20 protein-coding genes and 1 tRNA gene are annotated in these 23582 nt (G+C 37.1%); 18 read left to right on the top strand and 3 right to left on the bottom strand.

Annotated features, from left to right (window positions below; all coding sequences use genetic code 11):
• The first annotated feature begins 508 nt into the window (after positions 1-508).
• From NHE85_RS07125 to argH, 8 genes are read left to right on the top strand one after another with little or no spacing between them, the layout of a single operon-like run.
• Complete coding sequence (locus tag NHE85_RS07125) at positions 509-1138, top strand: GNAT family N-acetyltransferase (protein ID WP_252811081.1); 630 nt, start codon at positions 509-511, stop codon at positions 1136-1138.
• The gene (locus tag NHE85_RS07120; protein WP_252811079.1) at positions 1135-2328 is read left to right on the top strand and encodes an argininosuccinate synthase domain-containing protein; all 1194 of its coding nucleotides are present in this window, start codon (positions 1135-1137) and stop codon (positions 2326-2328) included. The genes NHE85_RS07125 and NHE85_RS07120 overlap by 4 nt, the downstream gene beginning before the upstream one ends.
• Positions 2321-3298, top strand: a complete 978-nt coding sequence (gene argC, locus NHE85_RS07115) for an N-acetyl-gamma-glutamyl-phosphate reductase (protein ID WP_252811077.1) — start codon at positions 2321-2323, stop codon at positions 3296-3298. The genes NHE85_RS07120 and argC overlap by 8 nt, the downstream gene beginning before the upstream one ends.
• A gap of 22 nt (positions 3299-3320) precedes the next feature.
• Positions 3321-4478 (top strand): aspartate aminotransferase family protein, encoded by a 1158-nt coding sequence (locus NHE85_RS07110; RefSeq protein ID WP_252811075.1) that lies wholly within the window; start codon positions 3321-3323, stop codon positions 4476-4478.
• Positions 4479-4490: 12 nt separating this feature from the next.
• Entirely contained in the window at positions 4491-5438 is a 948-nt protein-coding gene (locus NHE85_RS07105) for an N-acetylornithine carbamoyltransferase (protein ID WP_252811073.1), read from the top strand.
• On the top strand, positions 5431-6213 hold the full coding sequence (gene argB, locus NHE85_RS07100) for an acetylglutamate kinase (RefSeq protein ID WP_252811071.1): 783 nt from the start codon (positions 5431-5433) through the stop codon (positions 6211-6213). The genes NHE85_RS07105 and argB overlap by 8 nt, the downstream gene beginning before the upstream one ends.
• Before the next feature lie 14 nt (positions 6214-6227).
• Positions 6228-7316, top strand: a complete 1089-nt coding sequence (locus NHE85_RS07095) for a M20 family metallo-hydrolase (protein ID WP_252811069.1) — start codon at positions 6228-6230, stop codon at positions 7314-7316.
• A 35-nt stretch (positions 7317-7351) separates the two neighbouring features.
• Positions 7352-8638: an argininosuccinate lyase gene (gene argH / locus NHE85_RS07090; RefSeq protein WP_252811067.1), complete on the top strand. Its 1287-nt coding sequence runs from the start codon at positions 7352-7354 to the stop codon at positions 8636-8638.
• 507 nt (positions 8639-9145) lie between these two features.
• On the opposite strand, the gene NHE85_RS07085 is transcribed toward argH, so the two are convergent.
• Positions 9146-9225 (bottom strand) — tRNA-Leu (locus NHE85_RS07085).
• Positions 9226-9427: 202 nt separating this feature from the next.
• Here NHE85_RS07085 and NHE85_RS07080 point away from each other — a divergent pair.
• From NHE85_RS07080 to pth, 3 genes are all read left to right on the top strand, one after another.
• Positions 9428-10369: a ribose-phosphate pyrophosphokinase gene (locus tag NHE85_RS07080; protein WP_252811065.1), complete on the top strand. Its 942-nt coding sequence runs from the start codon at positions 9428-9430 to the stop codon at positions 10367-10369.
• Between the two features lie 32 nt (positions 10370-10401).
• A complete protein-coding gene (locus tag NHE85_RS07075) occupies positions 10402-11010 on the top strand; it encodes a 50S ribosomal protein L25/general stress protein Ctc (RefSeq protein ID WP_252811063.1) in 609 nt (202 codons plus the stop codon).
• Between the two features lie 105 nt (positions 11011-11115).
• On the top strand, positions 11116-11739 hold the full coding sequence (gene pth / locus NHE85_RS07070) for an aminoacyl-tRNA hydrolase (protein WP_252811061.1): 624 nt from the start codon (positions 11116-11118) through the stop codon (positions 11737-11739).
• A gap of 119 nt (positions 11740-11858) precedes the next feature.
• On the opposite strand, the gene NHE85_RS07065 is transcribed toward pth, so the two are convergent.
• The gene (locus NHE85_RS07065; RefSeq protein ID WP_252811059.1) at positions 11859-12578 is read right to left on the bottom strand and encodes a hypothetical protein; all 720 of its coding nucleotides are present in this window, start codon (positions 12576-12578) and stop codon (positions 11859-11861) included.
• A 29-nt stretch (positions 12579-12607) separates the two neighbouring features.
• Entirely contained in the window at positions 12608-15862 is a 3255-nt protein-coding gene (locus tag NHE85_RS07060) for a reprolysin-like metallopeptidase (protein ID WP_252811057.1), read from the bottom strand.
• Between the two features lie 135 nt (positions 15863-15997).
• Between NHE85_RS07060 and NHE85_RS07055 the strand changes: the two genes are divergently transcribed.
• From NHE85_RS07055 to NHE85_RS07025, 7 genes are all read left to right on the top strand, one after another.
• A complete protein-coding gene (locus NHE85_RS07055) occupies positions 15998-16504 on the top strand; it encodes a hypothetical protein (RefSeq protein ID WP_252811055.1) in 507 nt (168 codons plus the stop codon).
• A gap of 111 nt (positions 16505-16615) precedes the next feature.
• Complete coding sequence (locus NHE85_RS07050) at positions 16616-17551, top strand: bifunctional riboflavin kinase/FAD synthetase (RefSeq protein ID WP_252811052.1); 936 nt, start codon at positions 16616-16618, stop codon at positions 17549-17551.
• The gene (locus tag NHE85_RS07045; protein WP_252811051.1) at positions 17548-18876 is read left to right on the top strand and encodes an HTTM domain-containing protein; all 1329 of its coding nucleotides are present in this window, start codon (positions 17548-17550) and stop codon (positions 18874-18876) included. The genes NHE85_RS07050 and NHE85_RS07045 overlap by 4 nt, the downstream gene beginning before the upstream one ends.
• Before the next feature lie 184 nt (positions 18877-19060).
• A complete protein-coding gene (locus NHE85_RS07040; protein WP_252811049.1) occupies positions 19061-19534 on the top strand; it encodes a hypothetical protein in 474 nt (157 codons plus the stop codon).
• A gap of 68 nt (positions 19535-19602) precedes the next feature.
• Complete coding sequence (gene bioB / locus NHE85_RS07035; protein WP_252811048.1) at positions 19603-20688, top strand: biotin synthase BioB; 1086 nt, start codon at positions 19603-19605, stop codon at positions 20686-20688.
• Between the two features lie 97 nt (positions 20689-20785).
• Complete coding sequence (locus tag NHE85_RS07030) at positions 20786-22456, top strand: tetratricopeptide repeat protein (protein WP_252811046.1); 1671 nt, start codon at positions 20786-20788, stop codon at positions 22454-22456.
• 196 nt (positions 22457-22652) lie between these two features.
• Complete coding sequence (locus NHE85_RS07025; protein ID WP_252811044.1) at positions 22653-23582, top strand: type IX secretion system membrane protein PorP/SprF; 930 nt, start codon at positions 22653-22655, stop codon at positions 23580-23582.

Below are 23582 nucleotides of genomic sequence, written 5' to 3'. Positions count from 1 at the left end.
TATCAGCAATAATTTTAGTGAATTACCTACCACAGATTAAAAATTGCTTCGCATTAATGTCATTTTATAAATTTTACTCATATTATTTTATAAATGAAAAATTTAAAGCCCATTAAAGCATAATTTAATAAAAATTAGAGGTATAGTAAATTTTAACGGCCAACCCTTTAAAAATTGTTTTACATTTGCGCCGATGAATAAAAATGAATTACATATAACTTATATGTCGCGGACAAAAACTCTGCCTTACAGCCGGATAGTGCGGTCTTTATAGTACCGCAAAGTTTTTGGACTAATATTCACTTTTATTTATTTTCCTGAATTGAAAACACAACCCTCTCATATTTGGGCACCTGCATTTGCAGGACACATAGCAATTACATTTCTTAATTTCCTTTTCAGACCGCGGTCTTTCCGGCCATAGGGTCTGTATATATTTACCGAACCGGTCCGTCCGGCTCAATTCTCATTTAAATTCCTATTTTATAATCAATTATATTTTTTTGCAATGGATGTATCTATTGTGATAGCTCACGAAGGGCATTACAAATTTGCGCAGCTTATATGCGACACCATGGAAGCATCGGCTATTATCAGGGGTACCGGCATTGCCAAAAGAAGCCCTGAGTACATCATTAAAAAGATGGAAAACCGTGATGCAGTAATTGCGCTTGTTAATGGCAAGTTTGCTGGTTTCTGCTATATAGAGAGCTGGTCTCATGGAAAATTTGTGGCCAACTCCGGCCTTATTGTGCACCCTGACTATCGTAATCTTGGCCTTGCCAAGAAAATAAAGGAACGCGTATTTGAATATTCACAGCAAAAATTTCCGGGATCCAAAATATTTGGAATAACCACTGGCCTTGCTGTTATGAAAATAAACAGCGATTTGGGTTACAGGCCAGTACCTTTTAGCGAACTTACAGATGATCCTACCTTTTGGAACGGCTGCAGAGGATGCACCAATTTTGACATTTTGGAACGTAAGGAGTATAAAATGTGCCTTTGTACAGGTATGTTATACGATCCTGCTAACAAAAAGCAAAATGACGAAGAATATACGTTTAATAAAAAGGTGCTTGCCCGCTTAAAAAGCATTAAACAGGCATTATTCCTTAAAAAAGAAAAAACAACATGAAAAAAGTAGTTTTAGCATACAGTGGTGGACTTGATACTTCTTACTGCCTTAAATATTTAAAAAATGACATGGGGTATGAAGTACATACCTTACTTATAAACACAGGCGGTTTTACAGCCAATGAACTTAGCGGAATAGAAAAAAGAGCTTATGAGTTAGGCTCTGCAAAACATACAAATCTTGATATTGTAGATGCTTACTATCAAAAAGCTATTAAATATCTTGTGTTTGGCAATGTACTTAAAAACAATACTTACCCATTATCTGTAAGTGCCGAAAGGGTATTTCAGGCATTAGAGACCGTTAAGCATGCCAAGAAGCTTGGCGCAGATGCCATAGCGCACGGAAGTACCGGGGCAGGTAACGATCAGATACGTTTTGATCTTGTTTTCCAGACAATAGCGCCAGAAATTAAAATAATCACGCCAATACGCGATTTGAAGCTTAGCCGCCAGGAAGAAGTTGAATATCTGCAGAAAAATGGTGTTGAGTACTCTTGGGAGAAAGCGCAATACTCTATTAATAAAGGTATTTGGGGTACAAGTGTAGGAGGCAAAGAAACTCTTACTTCCGGTCAGCCTTTACCCGAACAAGCTTATCCTTCTCAACTGCAAAAAACAAAGCAGGAAAAAGTTACCCTTCATTTTGAAAAAGGTGAATTAACAGGACTTAACGGTGTTTTTGATAAGCCATCTGCAAATATTCAAAAGCTGGAAGAACTTGCTGCTGCTTTTGCAATAGGCAGGGACATTCATGTAGGCGATACTATTATAGGTATTAAAGGACGTGTAGGCTTTGAGGCTGCCGCACCAATTATTATTATAAAAGCACACCATTTGCTGGAAAAACATGTACTGGGTAAATGGCAGCAATACTGGAAAGAACAACTAGGCAACTGGTACGGCATGTTGTTTCATGAAGGGCAATACCTTGACCCTGTAATGCGTAACATAGAATCGTTTTTAACAGATACACAAAAAACAGTAACGGGTACTGTAACGGTAACCCTGAAACCTTACCATTTTTCATTGGACGGTATTGAATCGGCTCACGATTTAATGAATACCAAATTTGGACAATATGGAGAGGTAAATAATGCCTGGACAGCAGACGATGCTAAAGGGTTTATTAAAATAGTGGGCAATGCTCAGAATATTTATGCTCAGGTAAACGGAGAAACTTATGATTAAAGCCGGAATAATAGGAGGATCGGGATATACTGCAGGAGAATTACTCAGAATACTGGCTAACCATCCGCAAGCTGAAATTGATTTTGTGTATAGTACCACAAATGCAGGTAAAGAAGTAGCATCAGTACATCAGGATTTACTTGGAGAAGTTAACATTAACTTTACAGGAAACGCTAATCAGGATGTCGACGTTGTTTTTTTATGCCTTGGTCACGGTCAGTCAAAAGCTTTTCTGGAGGCAAACTCTTTTTCTGAAAATACCCGCATAATAGATCTTGGTAATGATTTTAGGCTTACAAAAGATGCTGTTTTTCAGAACAAACAATTTATTTACGGATTACCAGAACTGAACAGGGAAACTATAAAAACAGCACGATATATTGCAAACCCAGGCTGTTTTGCAACAGCCATACAGCTTGCATTACTGCCATTGGCTCAAAAAGATTTGCTTAATAATGATGTTCATATTAATGCTACCACAGGTAGCACAGGCGCAGGAGTAATGCCTTCGGCAACGTCGCACCATCCGTGGAGAATGAGCAATATGTCACATTATAAAGCATTTGAGCATCAGCATCTGGGAGAAATAGGTCAAAGCCTTAAACAGTTACAAAGCAGTTTTGAAAGCGAATTGCTTTTTATACCCAACCGCGGCGATTTTACCCGAGGCATATTTGCAACACTGTACACTAAGTTGCCCGCCAACTTTGAGGAGATAATAACACTTTATAAAGATTATTATAAAAATGAGCCTTTTGTAAATGTTACAACTAATGCCATAAGCCTGAAACTGGCAGTACAAACAAACAAGTGTTTTATAAGCCTGGAACAAAAAGGCAATTACTTGCTTATAACTTCGGTAATAGACAATCTTGTAAAAGGAGCATCGGGACAGGCTGTTGAAAATATGAATTTATTATTTGGCTTAGAAGAAACATCAGGATTAAAATTAAAGTCTTCCGGTTTTTAAGCCACAACTAAAAAGTTATACAATGAGTTTATTTGACGTATATCCAATATATAATATAGCACCGGTAAAAGCACTGGGCGCAAAAGTATGGGACGATGAAGGACAGGAATATCTTGACTTTTATGGTGGTCATGGCGTTATTTCGGCAGGGCATTCACACCCTGACTATGTAAAAGCAATTAGTGAACAGGTAAGCAAAATAGGGTTTTATTCTAACTCTGTATATAACCCAATTCAAGAAGCTCTTGCTACAAAACTTACTCAGCTTTCAGGCTATAGTGATTACAGCCTTTTCCTTTGTAATTCTGGAGCCGAAGCAAATGAAAATGCACTTAAGCTGGCTTCTTTTCACACCGGTAAAAAGAAAGTAATTGCTTTTAAAAAGAGTTTTCATGGCAGAACATCGGCTGCTGTTGCCGCTACAGATAATCCATCAATAGTGGCACCATTAAACGCAGGTCATGAGGTGGTTTTTCTGCGTTTAAATGATTTTGATGCTTTTGACACCGCAATAGCTAAAGGCGATGCGTGCACTGTAATAATAGAAGGCATACAGGGTGTTGGCGGACTGGACGAAGCTACTACAGTCTTTTTAAAACATATAGAAAAAACCTGTAATAACAATGGTGTAGTACTTATACTGGACGAAATACAAAGTGGCTATGCCCGTTCAGGTAAGTTTTTTGCGCATCAACATCATGACATAAAGCCTGATATTATAAGTCTGGCAAAAGGCATGGGTAATGGGTTTCCTATCGGAGGGATACTAATTTCTCCTGAATTTAAGGCTTCATACGGATTACTGGGTACAACGTTTGGTGGTAACCACCTGGCGAGTGCAGCAGCATTATCGGTTCTGGAAATTATAGAAAAAGAAAATTTACTGGCTAATGTAAATGCAGTAAGTAATTACTTTAAGGAACAGGCAACACAAATTGCACAGGTAAAAAACATAAAAGGGCGCGGACTTATGCTTGGTCTTGAATTTGATTTTGAAGTAGGCGAACTACGAAAAAAACTTATTTATGATGAGCATATTTTTACCGGCAACGCCTCACAAAAAAATCTGTTGCGCATATTGCCTCCCCTATCAATAACAAAAGAAGATGTTGATACATTTTTTGCAGGACTAAAGAACGCTTTGGCAACTATTACTGTTGAAGCAAATGCTGAACCTTAATAACTTACTTAAATGAAAAAATTCACTTCTGTTGATGATATTCAGGACCTTGAACGTTTAATCTCATTAGCAAAAAAAATAAAAGCGGCTCCCTTTGCTAATCAACAAAAAGGGGGAAACAAAACATTGGGTTTATTGTTTTTTAATCCCAGCCTGAGAACAAGACTCAGCACCCAAAAAGCAGCACTTAACCTAGGTATGAATGCTATTGTAATGAACCTGAATACCGAAGGCTGGGTACTGGAATTTGAGGAAGGCGTAGTTATGGATGGCAACAGTGCCGAGCATATTAAGGAAGCAGCACAGGTGGTTTCGCAGTACTGCGATATTATAGCTGTGAGAAGCTTCCCTGCCCTTACGGATAAGGAAAAAGATGAAGAAGAATATGTGATTAATGCATTCTTAAAGTATGCTTCGGTACCGGTTATAAGTCTTGAAGGTTCTACCGAGCACCCACTACAGGCTGTAGCCGATGCCCTGACTATAGAAGAATACAAAACCACTAAAAGACCTAAAGTAGTATTAACCTGGGCTCCGCACCCTAAGGCACTACCACATGCAGTTCCTAATTCATTTGTAAAAATTATGAAAAAGGCAGATGTAGATTTTGTAATTACTCATCCTGAAGGCTATTCGCTGAACCACCATTTTACAGCCGGTGTAACTATTACCCACAATCAGGATGAGGCCTTTGCAAATGCCGATTTTATATATGCCAAAAACTGGAGCTCTTATGACGATTATGGTAAAATAGTTAGCAAAGACCCGTCATGGACTGTAACACCCAAAAAAATGGCACTTACCAATAATGCCAAATTTATGCATTGCCTGCCCGTTAGAAGAAATATGATTGTGAGCGATGCAGTGCTGGACAGTGAGGCATCTATAGTAATACCGCAGGCTAATAACCGTACGTTTGCTGCACAGGCCATACTTACAAAACTGCTTGATAATGAATAAAAAAACACAGTTAACCGTTGTAAAAATAGGCGGTAATGTTATAGACGATGCAGATGTTCTGGAACGTTTTTTAAGCGATTTTTCTAAAATAGAAGGTGCCAAAATACTGGTACACGGCGGAGGAAAACTAGCTACAAGAACAGCAGAAAGCTTAGGCATAACAGCAGTTTTTCATGAGGGAAGAAGAATTACCGATGCTCCAATGCTGGAAGTAGCGGTAATGACATACGCAGGCTGGATAAACAAAAACATAACTGGTAAACTGCAATCGCTTAGCAGCAATGCTATGGGTTTTACCGGTGCAGACGGTAACCTTATACGCTCTGAAAAAAGAAAAAATGCAGCAATTGATTTTGGCTTTGTAGGCGATATTATTGCGGTAAATGATGAATTGCTTAATGCATTATTAATGCAGCATGTTGTTCCTGTATTTTGTGCTATAACACATAACGGAGCAGGACAGCTGCTTAACACAAATGCCGATACTATTGCCAGTACACTTGCTGTAACATGCAGTAAATTTTATGAGGTTAAACTATTGTACTGCTTCGAGAAAAAAGGTGTATTGCTTGATGTTAACAACGGGGATTCCGTTATAAAAACCCTTACTTTTGATACATACCAAACACTAAGGAAAAAAGGTGCTATACACGCAGGCATGCTGCCCAAACTTGAAAACTGCTTTAACGCCCTCAATCAGGGGGTGTCGCAAATAGGAATAGGAAACCCTGCCATGATAAATGGCAATGAAACCTATACCCTTATTACACCTTAACCAAAAATACAATTATGGCCATTAAAACCATACAGACACTAACACAGGAAGCTATTGCACTACTAAAGCAACTTATTGCAACACCTTCTTTTTCATCGGAAGAAGAAAAAACAGCATTGCTTATAGAAGCCTGGTTTACGGCTAACAATATACCTTTTAAGCGGGAAAATAATAATATCTGGGCTTTTAATAAGAATTATAATGAAGCCCTGCCCACTCTGCTGCTCAACTCACACCATGATACTGTAAAACCTAATCAGGGTTATACTTTAAATCCTTTTGAGCCTTTAGTTAAAGACGGAAAATTATTTGGACTGGGCAGTAATGATGCAGGAGGATGCTTAGTATCGCTTATTGCTGCATTTACGCATTTTTATGAAGCAGAAAACCTGCCTTACAATATAGTAATTGTAGCTTCTGCCGAAGAAGAAAGCAGTGGACCTAACGGACTTAATAGTGTACTGAAACATTTACCAAATCTGGACTGTGCCATTGTAGGCGAACCTACAGAAATGCAGCTTGCCATTGCCGAAAAAGGTTTACTTGTACTTGATGTTGTTGTAGAAGGCACACCGGGTCATGCCGCACATCCTAACGATAATGTATCTATATACAACGCTTTAAATGTAATAGAGTGGTTTAGGGATTACATATTTGAAAAAACATCTGAAGTTTTAGGGCCTATGAAAATGACAGTTACGGGTATTTCTGCCGGAAAACAACACAATGTAGTTCCTGCTGAATGCCAGCTAATGGTAGATGTAAGGGTTAATGACTGTTATACTAATGCTGAAGTGTTAGAGATTATACAAAAAGAATTAGCCGGAAAAGCACTGGTAAAAGCACGGTCACTGCACTTAAATTCTTCATCAATAGATAAGAATCACCCTATAGTACTTGCTGGAATTGAATTGGGCAGAGCGACCTACGGATCGCCTACGCTTTCAGATCAGTCGGTGCTGTATTGTCAGTCATTAAAACTGGGCCCGGGCAGTTCGCCACGCTCTCATACCGCTGACGAATTTATTTATATAAATGAAATTGAAGAAGGAATACGTTTGTATATAGCTATACTCTCTAAATTTCTTAACCAAAACATATAACCGGAAGCAAAGGCTTCCGACTTAAACAATAAACCATGAAACTTTGGGAAAAAGGGATACCAACTGATATAAAAACCGACGCATTTACCGTTGGCAATGACAGAGAACTTGATTTGCTGCTCGCAGAATATGATGTAGTCGGATCTATGGCTCATGCAAAAATGCTGGCTAAAACAGGTTTGCTTACCACAGATGAAGCAGACGATATTGTTATGGCACTTGAAGATATACTTACCGATATTAAAAAAGGTGATTTTATAATAGAACAGTCTTTTGAAGATGTACATAGCAAAGTAGAATACCTGCTTATAGAAAAACTGGGCGATACAGGTAAAAAAATACATACTGCCCGATCAAGAAACGATCAGGTTTTAGTAGATGTACATTTATTCCTGAAAACTGAACTGACTGTTATTAAACAGCAAACCAAAGAGCTTTTTGATTTGTTAATGCGAAAAGCAGCGCAATATGAGCACATACTTTTACCGGGTTATACCCATTTACAGGTGGCCATGCCATCATCATTTGGTATGTGGTTCTCGGCGTATGCCGAAAGCCTGATAGACGATGTTACTATGCTAAATGCAGCCCTTACAATAGCCGACCAAAACCCACTAGGTTCTGCGGCAGGCTATGGCAGCTCTTTTCCTATAGACAGAACATTTACTACCGAAGAATTAGGGTTTGAAACTTTAAAATACAATTCTGTAGCTGCACAAATGAGCCGTGGAAAAGCGGAAAAGACAACAGCTTTTGCCATGGCATCTGTAGCCGGAACATTATCTAAGCTGGCAATGGATATTTGTCTTTACCTAAGCCAGAACTTCAGCTTTATTACGCTACCTCAACACCTTACTACCGGCAGTAGTATTATGCCACATAAAAAAAATCCGGATATTTTTGAGCTAGTGCGTGGAAAATGCAATAAGATACAGGCATTACCCTATGAGCTAACCTTACTAACCAATAATTTACCAAGTGGTTACCACCGCGATTTTCAGTTACTGAAAGAAGGTTTATTTCCTGCCGTACAAACCCTTAAATCATGCCTGGAGATGTTAACTTTCAGTATTAAAGAGGTACAGCCGAATGAAAATATACTTGAAGATAAAAAGTATGATTATTTGTTTACTGTAGATGCTCTTAATGAATTAGTAAGTAACGGAGTACCGTTTAGAGATGCTTATAAAATTGTGGGTGAGCAGGTAGAAAACAACACTTTTACTTCGCCAAAAGCCACAAAACATACGCATGAAGGCAGTATTAATAATCTTTGCCTTGAGGCTATATACACAAAAATGGAAACCGCTTTTAATAACTAAAAATATAATGTTTTTAAAAGTTTATCAAAATAAGAAAATGGTCGGCATTATGCTGACCCTTCCCATTTTCAAAAAACAAAATTACCCTAACTATTATTGTTTTTCAGTAGTTTGTAAGCTCCGGTTTTATCGCCCACACAACACTATACAATATAGAAACCGGCCACTTAATACTCATTTGCATTTACATAATATCTGCAAACTTATAGCTACTGGCAAATGATGGTGTTAAGCATGGATTAAGGAATGTTTAAGACACCTTTTGTTAAAAAATGCCTTCAGTTATAAAATCAGGTATTTTTACCTGGTTTTTGCATACCCGCATGTTTTACATTTGTGATCACCACAAACCAACAATCAATTATTATAAAGGGGCTGTATTTTACGACAGCTCCTTTTTTTATATATAATTTAAGCTTTAAATTTTAATGGCACTTTTTAACCTTCGGATTGTGGTTCCGAAGATTAAAAAAAATAAAAAAAACCTCCCATTTCTGAGAGGTTTAGTACCTGGAGTGGGAATCGAACCCACACACCTAAGTACACGAGTTTGAGTCGTGCGCGTCTACCAATTCCGCCATCCAGGCTTATTGATCGGAATATCAATTTCAACAAAATGTTCTCGTAGTAACCAGCGATACTGTCATTTTGTGGGTGCAAATGTAAAAATAAATATTTAATTTCAGTAAAAATAGATTACAATTTCCTTTTAGAGTCCAATTAAATTCCTAAATTTGCACCCTCGTATATAGGTCTAAAGACTAACTAACTACAAAACAACAATTTAAAATGTCATACAACGAGCCCGAAGCAAAAATATTTGCATGTTCTCAAAGTGTGTACCTGGCCGAAAAAATAGCCAAAAGCTATGGCACGGAACTGGGTAAAGTTACGTTCTCAACATATAGTGACGGCGAATTTCAGCCTTCATTTGAAGAATCTATCAGAGGGTTAAGAGTTTTCCTTGTGTGCTCTACTTTTCCAACATCAGACAACCTAATGGAACTGCTGCTTATGATAGATGCTGCAAAAAGGGCTTCTGCCAGGCACATTACCGCAGTAATACCTTACTTCGGATGGGCAAGACAGGACAGGAAAGATAAGCCAAGGGTACCTATAGGAGCTAAACTTGTAGCTAAACTGCTTGAAGCAGCCGGCGCAACAAGAATTATGACTATGGACCTGCACGCAGACCAAATACAGGGCTTCTTTGAAAAACCGGTAGACCATTTATTTGCTTCTACTATTTTCTTACCTTATGTTAAGAGCCTTAACCTTGAGAATCTTACTATAGCTTCTCCGGATATGGGTGGCTCTAAAAGAGCATATGCTTACTCTAAATTTTTAGGGTCTGATGTAGTTATTTGCTACAAGCAGCGTAAAGAAGCTAACAAGATTGAGACAATGGAGCTTATTGGTGAAGTAACCGGTAAGAACATTATTCTTGTAGATGATATGATAGATACGGGAGGAACACTTGCAAAAGCTGCCGACCTTATGATAGAAAGAGGTGCATTAAGCGTTAGGGCAATATGCACACATGCTATACTTTCTGGCGATGCTTACGAGAAAATCGAAAACTCTAAGCTTACAGAACTTATTGTTACAGACAGCATACCTCTTAAAAAATCAACCTCTAAAATTAGGGTTGTAACCTGTGCAGACCTGTTTGCAGATGTAATGCACATGGTACAAAACAACACTTCCATAAGCGGGAAGTTTATAATGTAATTTATTTTTTATTAACTATATAATTATTTCAAATGAAATCAATTACGATCAAAGGATCTGAAAGAGAAAGCGTGGGTAAGGCGGCAACGCGTGCGGCACGTAATGCTGGAATGGTACCTTGCGTGTTATACGGAGGAGATCAGCCAGTACATTTTACTGCAGAAGAAAAAGCTTTTAAAGGCTTAGTTTACACTCCAAACGTACACACTGTAGTAATTGACCTTGCCGGTAAAACTTACAACGCTATCCTTCAGGATATCCAGTTTCACCCGGTATCTGACAGAATTTTACACATCGATTTCTATGAGCTAAATGCAGAAAAAGAAATCACTATGGAAGTTCCTGTTAAAGTTACAGGTAACTCTAAAGGTGTAATGGCAGGTGGTGTTTTACGTCTTAACCAACGTAAACTTAAAGTTAGAGCTTTACCTGCAAACCTGCCTGACTTTGTTGAAGCAGACATTACTGAGCTTGAAATGGGTAACAAACTTTATGTTACTAAACTTCCTGCTGAAAACTACAAATTACTTCACCCGGACAACACTGTTGTTGCACAGGTAAGAATTTCACGTGCTGCTATGAAAGCTGCTCAGGAAGCTGCAAAAGCTGCAAAAGCTCCTGCAAAAGGAAAGAAAAAATAATTCATTATTTTCTCATATACCAAAAGCGTCCTCAAAAGGGACGCTTTTTTATTGCAATAGATTTTGAGATTACCAAATCAAACAAATAATATTACTTTTGCACTCATGAAATGGTTAACCTCACTTTTTAATAAAAAAGGAAATCAAGAAATTACAGACCCAATGAAAAAATACCTTATTGTAGGCCTTGGTAATATAGGTGCAGAATATGTAAATACACGCCATAATATAGGTTTTAAGGTAGTAGACAGGATTGCACAGCAGGAAGGCAGTTCTTTTGAAACTGCAAAACTAGGTGCTATGGCGGAAGTTAAGATTAAAGGCAGAACTTTGTTTTTACTTAAACCAAATACCTACATGAACCTTAGCGGAAAGGCTATTAAATACTGGCTGGATAAGGAAAACATACCTTTGGAAAATCTTTTGGTTATTACCGACGACCTTAACCTTCCTTTTGGCACCATTCGCATAAAGGCAAAAGGCAGCGACGGCGGACATAACGGACTTAAAAGTACACAACAGCTACTTAATACTGCCGATTATCCTCGTTTTAGATTTGGCATTAGCGATGAATTTAAAAAAGGCAAACAGGTAGATTACGTACTGGGAGAATGGAATGAAGAAGAAAAAACAAAACTATCTGAAAGGCTTGATACATCAGCTGAAGCAGTAAAATCGTTCGTGCTCTCGGGACTTGCTAATACAATGAGTAGTTTTAACGGAAAATAAAATAGGATGCTGTGAAAGCATCCCTATTTTATTTTTATAATCTCTTTGTTAATTTTACTATCTCCGCCCGGAATATTCACACGGAAAAACACTGGCAACTATATTAAAGAACCACAACTTTAGGGTTCTATTTTTAAGTTTTTAAGATCCTCAAATTTGTATTTTAATACTATAACCGGATTAAGGTTCTGAATCATTCGTGGCAAATGACATTCATATATTATCTGCAAATAATCATTGTATAAAGCAAATTCATTAATTTCAAATGATTCTTGGCAATTTTGATAATTCTCCAGCGCCCATTTGAAACTTTCTTCGTCAAGTCCCGAATGTGTATCATGCCTCATCACTTCCAATTCTTCCTTTTGTTTTAAAAACTGAAGATCCTTATCATTAATTATCCTGTGTTTAAAATTATCCGAAAAATCAATAATATCATTTATACTTAATTGCTCTCCTGTGAGAGTTGAATAATTATAATAATTTGTCCAATTAGTACAATATGCCCCACAGCTTTCCATACTGATATTTAGAGATAAAACACCTTTTTTATTGAATGTAACTGCAAAATCAATATAGAATAGGCTTTCATCTACCCATTCTGACTCAGGTTTTAAACCTCCATTACCATCGCTGAAATAATCTCTCCTTAACTGTGCATTTATTTTTTTATCAATGTTTTGATTCCCTGTTCTAATTTCAGGAAATTTAAACGGGTTAGAATTAGATGTGGATTTTTCTATGCGCGGAAGTAATAAAGTATCAATCCGCACAGATTGTCCAAAGGAATGAAATGCTATTTGCAATAATATAATTGTTACTGTTTTGCTTATTTTCATAACCTGGAAAAATTCTTATCATCCTTTCATTATTGTATAATAATCTTTTTGGTAACTATACTTTCTCCGTCCTGAATATTTACCAGGTAAACACCTGACTGAACATTTCCTAAAGACAAGGACTGTTCTATAAGTCCCGTATTAGCAAATGCTTTATCAAGTAACTGCCTGCCCCTCATGTCGTAAACCGAAACTTTAATGTCATTACCTGTCGCTGAGGTAAACCTAATGGTAAAATCGCCTTTGTTAGGATTAGGATATATACTAAGACCTGCAAAAACAGCGCTCTGTAATCCTGCTACTTCCGGCTCATAAGTATTGCATATATTTAGTGACCAGCTGGCAAGCTGACCTCCGTCCTGTTCAAAATTATCATTAATTGTAAGCGTCCAGACACCTTCAGGAGATTCTCCATTAAATACAGATAGTGCTTCTAACGGAATAACCATTCCCGATATAGCCGGAGTAGAACCGCATACCAATGCTGTTCCGTAATCATCAAAAACAGCATCAACATCTATAGATTGCGGGCAAACATTCTGGAAAAGTGTAGCCTGCGTACCTGTTGGGCTTTTAAGTACTACTGTAAGATCACTTACCCACGTATGATTGATTTCCAAATCTACAGTCAATCTGCTTATTGGTTCTGTACCTGTGATAGTTAATGTAGAATTTACTGTTACAGAAGAAGAATCAGATATAGTAACAGGTACATTAGCAGAAACAGATTCTGCACATGTGGTTTCCCCGGTTCTAAACATAAATGATTCACTTGTAGCTCCTGAGCATGTTTCATTTATCGGTTTTACTCTCCAGTAATAATCTGAAAGCTCATTAAGTGTAACTACCAAATTATTAGTCATTACAGTCTGCTCCTCAATTATATTTTCAAAAGTGTCATCTGCAGCAACTTCAACCTCATAAGCTGTTGCACCTGCAACATTTTCCCACATAAGTTTAACCCTGTTCACAATCTGCTCTGCGCCATTGGCAGGAGAAGTAAGAATTACAGTGCCAAAATTAGTATCTATCACATTAAGATATAAGTTAGCTGTTTTAGTGACATCTCCGGATGTAGCCGTAACAGTCATAGCATAAAACCCTGCTTCAACAGCATCCGGCACCGAAATAGTTAAAGTTACAACACCTGTAGTATTCATAGTTTCCTGATCGAAACTTATCGTGCTTCCTTCCGGATTACCCGTTGCAGAAAAAGTAGTTTCCCCTGTAAAACCTGCTAATGCCTGATAGAACAATGAATAATTAACTTCGCCGTCTTTACATCCATTTTTATTTTGTTCACCATCAACAGCTATAGCTATAGTTGCAGAAGCAGCTGTAACCGTGAAGTTAGTATTGGAAAGGTCATAAAAAATATTGCCATAAGCTCTAACCATTATTCTTTTATTAGATCCGGCAGAAGTAGGTACCGTTATTACTTCACTACCATCGTTCGGTACTTTAGATGCAAGCACAACAGGATAAGTCTGCCCGCCATCGTTAGAAAAAAGAATATCTACATAGGCTGTATTTACTCCATTTTCTGTAGTACCTGCAACATCCCAGGTAACTGTTTGGTTACTTCCTGCCTGCCATAGCACATTGGTGTTTGGTGCGGTTACCAAAAACGGACCTGCTCCACCAGATACCGTTACCTGCATATCATCATAAGCAGTCTGCCCGCCAAGCGGATTATTATCTCTTACTGTAAAAGCAAAATTAAAGGTACGTGCTACATTAGATACTACTTCCCACGTAGGCGCCAGATTATTGGCTAGTACAGCACTTAGTGACGGCATGTATCTTTCAGGACTGTCTTTTGGCGGCAGTGAACGGAAGTTAGGGCCTTCAACAGCATCTGCTACCGGTGGCTGTACTGTAATCTCTAAATCCATTTGTTCCCAGCAGTAAGTCATGGCGTCGTTATCTTCATCGGTAGCATTTCCTTTCAAAATAAAAGGAGTACCCTTAGGTATTACATAATCAGAGCCCGCATCGGCATACGGTGCAGCGTTTCCTGTTTCAGTATTTTCAGAACAGTTACCCCAGTTTTTCATGAAGTCAGTAATTTCAGTAATACTGTTTTTATGAAAATGAGCATCTGAATGATCCTGTACACTTGGGAAACAAACACCTGCATAAGCCATAATAGTGGTTCCGCTACCCGTTTCATAGGCAGTGCCATCATTACGGTTACCATCACAGCTATTATTAAAAGTATGATTGCCTCCAAACTGGTGTCCCATTTCGTGAGCCACAAAATCAATATCATAAGGATCTCCTACGGGAGCATATAAACCGGTAATACCTCTTGCTTTACTATCAGAACATGGTGAATATAATTGTGCTACACCGCCGCCGCCTGTACTTACAACATGCCCAATATCATAACTGTCAAAACCAACAATATTATCTATAGCATCCTGGCTTTGATCAAGCAATGCATTATCTGTATTTTCATTATCAAAATTATCTGAATCAATAAAAATAAGCTGGTCATTATTATCTATAAGCTGTAATGAAATAGAAAAATCCCTTTCATACACACTGTTTACCCTTGTTACGGTAACATTCATTGCAGCAAGCACGGCTTCCGTTTTCTCAGCAGTTGTACCTCCGCTAAGGCCGGCAGCATCTATATGAAAAGCAGCATACTCTATAGTACAGGCCATTGCCAGTCGGTAAGTGCGTAAAACACCATCTGTAGCTGTTTCACTAAGTGTTGTTGTCTGAGGATTATTTTTCTTTTTAGGAGCAGCATCGGTAACGCCACATCTAAAAGCCCTTGGTTCTACAGCCGCTCTTTTATATACTATATAGATTTGTTTATCTTTAGTGTAAGGATCTGTATATGATGTACCATCATCAGTAAACATCATATTATGCAGCCCGTACATTGTTATACTGAAACGTATAATTTCAGTTGGATTTTCAACTCCCTGCCCAACATACGATTTCATATCAGGATATTTTGCAGCCAAACCTCCCTGCATTACCGGTGCTTCATAAATCTTGAAGCTTTTAAGTTCTCCATCACCATTTGGGAATTGTAATATAACTTTAGACGAAAGCTTATTGCCCCGCATAGGAGCGTTTGCGAGCTGCCCCTTAAGTGTTTGCAGATTTAAATGAAACAGATGGTAGTGTGAAGGGGTAGACATTCTGTCCAAAAGTTTATCTTTAGACACATCACGCCCGTCTGTTTTAGTCCAGATTGCATTTTGAGCATAGCCAGCACTTAAGAACATGACAAAAGCCACAACTAAAAGTATTCTTTTTTTCATAAAATTTTAATTTTCACAGATTACGAAGATAATAATTTACACAACATAACAATATTTTAACATCCTTATATAGTTATTAATAACCCTTGTTTGCTTTTAAATTTGCCGTGATATTAAAATTTGTACATTTATAATATGAAAAAGACAATTTTACTCTCTCTTTATATTATAGCATTATATGGTTGCACGGCTAAAAAAAGTACTTCTTTATCCGGAAAAAGTTATACTATAGAAACATCGTGTCCGGAAAAAACAGATTGCTTATTCGAAGTTTTAGAGAACAAAAGCATTTTGGTAAAAACAGACGATACGGGGCACGTTTATTATAACCTTGAGGATATAAAAGGCAAAACTGTAGTGAAATATACCTTCCGTAAAATAACAGACCCTACATTACAGGATGCCGGTTACAGCGAAACAATAATTTTTGAAACCGATAAGGGTAAAGAATTTAATTATACAGGAAAGGATCTTCAAAAGATAAAAATGCTTTTTAATGTACAATGTTTTTGTCGTGGCAAAGCAGGAATTTATAAAGTTGAACAAGGCAGTATTAGCTTTAAAAATAATAAGCTCCAAATAGAATTACCCGAATTGGTAGATTCACAAAAAACAAAATCAGTAATTATAACTTTAAAATAAGCCTGCTTTTAACTTTTTGAAAGCAAACTGTGAATTATTCCTTATTTTTTTGAATGAGAAATAATTTAATTGAATACAGATGGTTAAATTTGCGAAACATATAGAATAGGTTTGAAAATTTACAATTCAATACAGGAGTTCAGCTCAGCTACAAAAACAATTGTTACCTTAGGCACTTTTGATGGCGTGCACAAAGGCCATAAAAGCATACTGGACAAACTTATAAGAAGCAGCAGATCTTCAGGATGTGAAAGTGTGGTACTTACATTTTTTCCGCATCCGCGAATGGTGCTGCAGCAAAATAGCGATTTAAAACTTCTTAATACTATAGATGAAAAGGCCACCCTGCTTGAAAAAGAAGGGGTAGACAACCTGATTATACATGCCTTTGATATGGCTTTTTCAAGGCTTACTGCTGAAGAATTTGTAAAGAACATACTGGTAGACAAACTTAATATCTCAAAAATAATAATAGGCCATGACCATCGTTTTGGCCGTAACCGAACGGCAACTATAGATGATCTTATTCTTTTTGGAGAAGAATACGGTTTTGAAGTAGATAAAATATCTGCACTTTCAGTAAACGAAATTTCCGTCAGCTCTACCAAAATAAGAAATGCTTTAACTGAAGGCAATATAGAAACCGCAAATAATTTTTTAGGTTACCCTTATTTTATAAACGGAACAGTTGTAAAGGGAAAACAATTGGGCAGAACTATAAATTTTCCTACTGCAAATATAGAACCTTCCGAGAATTATAAACTTATCCCTGCAAATGGTGTGTATGTAGTGTCATCTGAAATAGACGGAAAAACCATTTACGGCATGATGAATATAGGTACTCGCCCTACAGTAAACGGAACCGGAACGACTATTGAAGTGCATTACCACAACTTTAATCAGGATATTTACGGTAAAAAAGTAAATGTTCGTATATACCACAGACTTAGAGACGAGATAAAATTTGAATCGTTTGAAGCTTTAAAACAACAACTTGAAATAGACAGGCAGGAATCATTAGCTTATTTTAAAGAGCATAACTTATGAAACAGCGCCTGTTCCTCCAAATAGATAACGCCCCGTTAATTATTTTCAGGATATTTTTTGGCTTGCTGCTGGCCTGCGAAACATTTGGCGCTATACTTACCGGCTGGGTTAAGAGCAATTTTATAGATCCGGCATATACTTTTTCCCACATTGGTTTTGAATGGCTGCAACCGCTTCCCGGCTATGGCATGTATTTCTATTTTTCAGCTATGGGCATATTAGGCCTGTTGGTAGCAATTGGTTACAAATACCGCTGGACACTGGGCTTATATACAATTCTTTGGACGGGGGTTTACCTTATGCAAAAAACATCCTATAATAACCACTATTACCTTTTAATATTGGTTTGCCTCATAATGTTTTTTCTTCCGGCTAATAAATATGCTTCTTTAGATGTTAAGCTAAATCCTGCATTGCAAAAACTAACTATGCCGGCGTGGTGTTCCTGGATAATGATTGCCCAGATAAGCATTGTGTATTTTTATGCCACTATAGCAAAGCTATATCCGGGATGGCTGGATGGTACATTTGTGCGATATCTCATGGAATATTCTGTTCCACATCCTGCACTCAGGCCTATAATGACACATAAATGGTTTTATTTGTTCATAACCTATTCCGGGATGGTTTTTGACCTTACAATAGTACCTTTACTATTGTTTAAAAGAACAAGGACTATAGCATTTATAGCTTCACTTATATTTCATATATTCAATTCAATAACACTACAGATTGGTATATTCCCGTTTTTTGCTTTAAGCTTTGTGGTATTCTTTTATCCGCCTGAAACAATAAGAAGATTATTTCTCAAAAAAAAGCCTGTTGCCATAACTGCCGGACAGCCAACAAATGAGGGGAAAAATATATTGCATTATTTTTTTTTACCCTATCTTATAATTCAGCTATTACTGCCTTTAAGGCATCATTTAATTAAAGGTGATGTATTGTGGACAGAAGAAGGGCATCGCCTGAGCTGGAGAATGATGCTGCGTATGCGCAGCGGCTATACACACTTTAAAATTATTGACAAAAAAACAGGTGAAGAGGAAATGTTCAATTTCAGATCGGTATTTACTCCTAAGCAAATACACAACATGGAAACAAGACCTGATATGATTTGGCAGACCGCACAATATTTAAAAAGGCACTTTAAAGAACTGGGTAAGGATGTTGAAATATATGCAGACACAAAAGTATCTATAAACAAAGGTGCATATAAAACGCTCATTAATCCTGAGACCGATCTGGCATCAGCCAAGTGGGATTATTTTTTTCATAATGAATGGGTATTATTAACTGATAATAAGCAAACTTCAAAAAAATAAATACTTCCCGTATTTAATCATAATTCTTTTATTAAATTTTTATTAATCTCCATAGCTATATCCCGTTTTATGACTAAATTCGGGTATAAATACATCTATTGCCGGCAATTTTTTCAGGGTGTGTTTAAATAATATATTGTTAAGCAGTCTATTAACTGAATATAAACACAAAACAACAAAAACTATGAACTTTTCAAGAATAGCAATCAACGGTTTTATTATTTATTTGGGCATTGCATTGTTTTTCCTTTTAATGGAAATGGTAGGCTGGTCTGACCAGGTTTACCTTAGGCTAGTAAACTTTATCTTTGTTATTTACGGGGTAAATAAAACTATCAAATCTAACTATGAAGATCACATAAACGGATATTTTACAAACCTAATGTCAGGTATATTTACTGCAATTATAAGCCTTGCTTTGGGAATTTTGAGTTTTATTGGCTATATAGAATATAAAGGGGGAAATGAATACCTGAACAGATTTGAACAAAGCTATATTTTTGGCGGCGGAGAACCTTCATTATATCAGTTTTGCATAGGTTTAACTGTTGAAGGTGTTGCAGCATCGGCAATTGTATCTTTTGCACTTATGCAATACTGGAAAGATAAAGTTGAAAAAATCAACAGAGTAGATGACGTAGCACATAATCAACATTAATCTTTATTGCAGATATTTCTGTACATAACAGGAATTTGCTACTTTTGAAGCAATATTAAAATACTGTTATGACTACAAAAAGGCACGACTGGACTAAAGAAGAAATTATAGCCTTATATAATAAACCGATGATGGACCTTCTGTTTGAAGCGGCATCGGTACACAGAGTAAACCATGACCCAAATGTGGTGCAGGTTTCAACATTACTATCTATAAAAACCGGCGGATGCCCTGAAGACTGTGGTTACTGTCCTCAGGCTGCCCGTTATCATACAGGTGTTGAAGGCAACGACCTTATGAGCGTATCTCAGGTTAAAGCGCAGGCTTTACGTGCAAAATCAAGCGGATCATCGCGTGTTTGCATGGGTGCTGCATGGAGAAACGTAAAAGACGGCCCCGAGTTTGACCAGGTGTTAGAAATGGTGCGAACCATTAACAAACTGGATATGGAGGTATGTTGTACTTTAGGTATGATTACAGAAAACCAGGCCAAACGACTTGCTGAAGCAGGCCTGTATGCATACAATCATAATCTTGACACTTCAGAAGAGTATTATAAAGAAGTAATTTCTACACGTGGTTTTGAAGACCGTTTACAAACTATTGAAAACGTAAGAAAAACCAATGTTACTGTATGTAGTGGCGGTATTATAGGTATGGGTGAAAGTATTGAAGACAGAGCAGGTATGCTTGTTGCACTGGCCTCACTTAATCCGCAACCTGAATCTGTGCCTATTAATGCACTTGTTGCTGTAGAAGGTACACCTATGGAAAATGAAAAACCTGTTGAAATATGGGAAATGATACGTATGGTTGCTACTACACGTATTGTAATGCCGGATACTCAGGTAAGGCTTTCTGCAGGGCGCACGCAAATGAGCCGCGAAGGTCAGGCAATGTGTTTCTTTGCAGGTGCCAATTCAATATTTGCAGGTGATAAATTGCTTACAACACCTAACCCCGATGTTAATGAAGACATGAAAATGTTTGAAACATTAGGACTTATTCCACAAAAACCATTTACAAAAGTATCACAGCCTAAAACCGTAGAAGCAGAAGACTCTGAGTATGCTCCACTTGGCGAAAAACCAAAATGGTCAAGACCCGGACATAAGATTGAAAGAAACCTTGAAGCTTCAGGCAAAAAAGCATAAATAATAAAAAAATAGTACAAAAGGCTTTTCCTACATCAAGGAAAAGCCTTTTTACTTCGTATTACTTATATTTGATTTTAGATTAGTGTAATTTATAATGAAGAAACATTTACATAAAAAATACCTGCAGGCATTTTATCTACTGGTGCTTTGCTTTTTTATGCAAATAACAACAGCATACGCTAACAACCCGGCTCAATGCGATTCGCTTATAGTAAAAGGCATTGATGCTATGTGGAAAAAAGACCATATAAAGTCATTAGAGTTTCTAACGAGGGCACGTACCCTTGCCGAAAAAAACCGCTGGTATAAACAGCAATTCCTTGCTAACAATAATATTGGGGCCAACTACTATGAAATGCTTGATTATGGAGAGGCACTAAACTATTATCTTGAAAGCTATAACATAGCATTAAAACATCTGGACCCTAAGTATGAAATGGTGGTACTTAATAATATTGCTATTTTATATACCAAAGAAAATAATCCTGAAAAAGCACATGAATATTTTAAGAAAGCCTATGATATTGCAAAAGAGCATAAAGACAATTTAAAAATAGGCCTGTATGCGATGAATCTTGGCAGCATGGCAAATGAAAGAGGAAAGACAGCAGAAGCAAAAAAATACATACTTGAATCGCTCCCTTACCTAAAAAAAGATGCCAATTTATACACTTTAGGATTAATCACTCTTGCTCAAAATGATTTACTTACAGGTAATGCACAACAGGCAAGAGAAAAAGCTCAAAGCCTGTACAAATCTGCTAAAGATCTTGGTTTTAATAATATAGGTACACAGCTTTCGCTCATAATAATAGAGGGATATCTTAAAGAAGGTAACTATAAACTTGCTGAAGCTAATGCAAAAAAACTACTGGAAGTTAATAAAAGCCCCGACACCAGGAAAATAGTATTTAATTTTCTATCTCAAATATATGCTTATAAAAATGAGTTTAATCTTGCCCTGCAGTATAAAGATTCTGTATTAAAGGCTGAACAACAGGTTAATGAAGGAAAAAACGGAAGACTTTTTGAAAACAACAGGGTAAAATTTGAAATACAAAATTATAAAAACCAAATAGCTTTAAAAGAGGAAAAACTTGCTACAGAACGCAGGGTATTTTATGCTATCATTGCTTTTATAATTGCTATAATAACAATTATTGGCCTTTTACTGCGAAGTATAATATTAAAGCATAAACAAAAGAAACTTATTGCCGAACGCAATGAAAAAGTAATTGCCCTTGAGCTTGAACAGGAAAAAACAGAAAATCTGCTGCTTGAAAAACAAATAAATGAAAAAGAAGCTAATGCGCTGCTTGAACAGGAACGCCTTAAAAATGAGATAGAAGCCCGTAACAGGAAATTATCGGCAAAAGCATTATACCTTTCAGGAAGAAATGAACTCATTGAAGAAATAATAACATCTCTTTCGCAAATTACAGATCTGTCTAAAAACCATTCTCTTTCGGATCAGATAAAAACACTGAAAGCACATCTTAAAACAGATGATGAATGGGACACTTTTATTACCCATTTTGAAGAAGTAAATCACGGCTTCATATCACAGCTTAAAACACTACACCCTGCCCTGACTGCAAACGATATCCGATTTCTTTCATACATATATATGAATCTTAGTACTAAAGAAATTGCATCTATGTTAAATATTACTGCCGAGGCATGCCGCAAACGAAAAGAGCGTATTGCAGCAAAGATGGATCTGCCTGAAAACACTTTGCTGTTTGACTATCTTTCCGCACTCTGATAATCTGTAAGATTTAACTTCTAAATAAGCAATTGCCTTGTATAACAGGCATTAAGCTTAAATTTAAAATAGTTAAAATTTAACTATTCGTTAAACCTTTTACACCAAAATAAGTCTTATTAATTATTGCTGTTACTTGATAACCTGGCAGCAATACTATTTTGGCTCTATCCCTAACTTAAACTAAACAAACCAAATGAAGAAACTTTACCTTGCAGCATTATTGGCTCTTGGCGGCCTTGCAGATGCTTCGGCACAGCAGGACCCACACTACACACAGTACATGTATAACATGAATGTTATTCACCCTGCTTATGCAGGTTCAAAAGAAAACCTTTCTTTTGGATTGCTATACCGTAAGCAATGGGTAGATATCGAAGATTCCCCAACTACCATGACCTTTTCAGGGAGCAGTCCTGTAGGTAAGAATGTAGGTTTGGGATTATCGGTTATCAATGATAAGATAGGGCCTGTAGAAGAGACTAACGCCTATGCGGATTTCTCATACACACTAAACCTTGGTGGCGAACACCGTTTAGCTCTTGGTTTAAAAGCCGGTGCTACTTTTCATAATGTTGGCTTATACAGCGATATTGGAGATGGCCACGTACCAGCACCAGGCGACCCTGCCTTCTCTTCTAACGTAAATAATACGTTTTTCAACATTGGAGCAGGATTTTTCTACTATACCAATAAGTACTATTTTGCAGCATCTGTACCGAATATGCTGAAAAGCAAGCACCTTGATTATCAAAATGGAACTCAAAAATTCGGATCAGAGGAATCACACTATTTTATTACCGGTGGATATGTATTCCAGCTTAACGACAACCTGAAGATGAAACCATCATTCATGGTTAAGTCGGCATTTGGTGTATCCCCATCTATAGACGGATCACTTAACTTTTTATTCTTTGAACGCTTTGAGATAGGAGCTACCTACAGGCTTGATGACAGCTTTGGCGGTATGGTAAACTATGCTATAACTCCTAACCTGAGATTAGGTTATGCTTATGACCACATTGTATCAGACCTTAATGTAACAACACCTGCATCTCACGAGATCATATTGTTGTTTGATTTGAACTTCCCTAAAAAAGTATCACGTTCACCACGTTATTTCTAA

This window comes from Flavobacterium sp. NRK1 (assembly GCF_024054175.1).
Classification (GTDB): Bacteria; Bacteroidota; Bacteroidia; order Flavobacteriales; family Flavobacteriaceae; genus Flavobacterium.
This window is presented reverse-complemented; position numbering and strand designations above follow the sequence as displayed.

Coding starts and splice junctions, on each gene's coding strand:
- NHE85_RS07125 (WP_252811081.1), top strand. CDS start 509: ATGGATGTATCTATTGTGATAGCTCACGAAGGGCATTACAAATTTGCG.
- NHE85_RS07120 (WP_252811079.1), top strand. CDS start 1,135: ATGAAAAAAGTAGTTTTAGCATACAGTGGTGGACTTGATACTTCTTAC.
- argC (WP_252811077.1), top strand. CDS start 2,321: ATGATTAAAGCCGGAATAATAGGAGGATCGGGATATACTGCAGGAGAA.
- NHE85_RS07110 (WP_252811075.1), top strand. CDS start 3,321: ATGAGTTTATTTGACGTATATCCAATATATAATATAGCACCGGTAAAA.
- NHE85_RS07105 (WP_252811073.1), top strand. CDS start 4,491: ATGAAAAAATTCACTTCTGTTGATGATATTCAGGACCTTGAACGTTTA.
- argB (WP_252811071.1), top strand. CDS start 5,431: ATGAATAAAAAAACACAGTTAACCGTTGTAAAAATAGGCGGTAATGTT.
- NHE85_RS07095 (WP_252811069.1), top strand. CDS start 6,228: ATGGCCATTAAAACCATACAGACACTAACACAGGAAGCTATTGCACTA.
- argH (WP_252811067.1), top strand. CDS start 7,352: ATGAAACTTTGGGAAAAAGGGATACCAACTGATATAAAAACCGACGCA.
- NHE85_RS07080 (WP_252811065.1), top strand. CDS start 9,428: ATGTCATACAACGAGCCCGAAGCAAAAATATTTGCATGTTCTCAAAGT.
- NHE85_RS07075 (WP_252811063.1), top strand. CDS start 10,402: ATGAAATCAATTACGATCAAAGGATCTGAAAGAGAAAGCGTGGGTAAG.
- pth (WP_252811061.1), top strand. CDS start 11,116: ATGAAATGGTTAACCTCACTTTTTAATAAAAAAGGAAATCAAGAAATT.
- NHE85_RS07065 (WP_252811059.1), bottom strand. CDS start 12,578: ATGAAAATAAGCAAAACAGTAACAATTATATTATTGCAAATAGCATTT.
- NHE85_RS07060 (WP_252811057.1), bottom strand. CDS start 15,862: ATGAAAAAAAGAATACTTTTAGTTGTGGCTTTTGTCATGTTCTTAAGT.
- NHE85_RS07055 (WP_252811055.1), top strand. CDS start 15,998: ATGAAAAAGACAATTTTACTCTCTCTTTATATTATAGCATTATATGGT.
- NHE85_RS07045 (WP_252811051.1), top strand. CDS start 17,548: ATGAAACAGCGCCTGTTCCTCCAAATAGATAACGCCCCGTTAATTATT.
- NHE85_RS07040 (WP_252811049.1), top strand. CDS start 19,061: ATGAACTTTTCAAGAATAGCAATCAACGGTTTTATTATTTATTTGGGC.
- bioB (WP_252811048.1), top strand. CDS start 19,603: ATGACTACAAAAAGGCACGACTGGACTAAAGAAGAAATTATAGCCTTA.
- NHE85_RS07030 (WP_252811046.1), top strand. CDS start 20,786: ATGAAGAAACATTTACATAAAAAATACCTGCAGGCATTTTATCTACTG.
- NHE85_RS07025 (WP_252811044.1), top strand. CDS start 22,653: ATGAAGAAACTTTACCTTGCAGCATTATTGGCTCTTGGCGGCCTTGCA.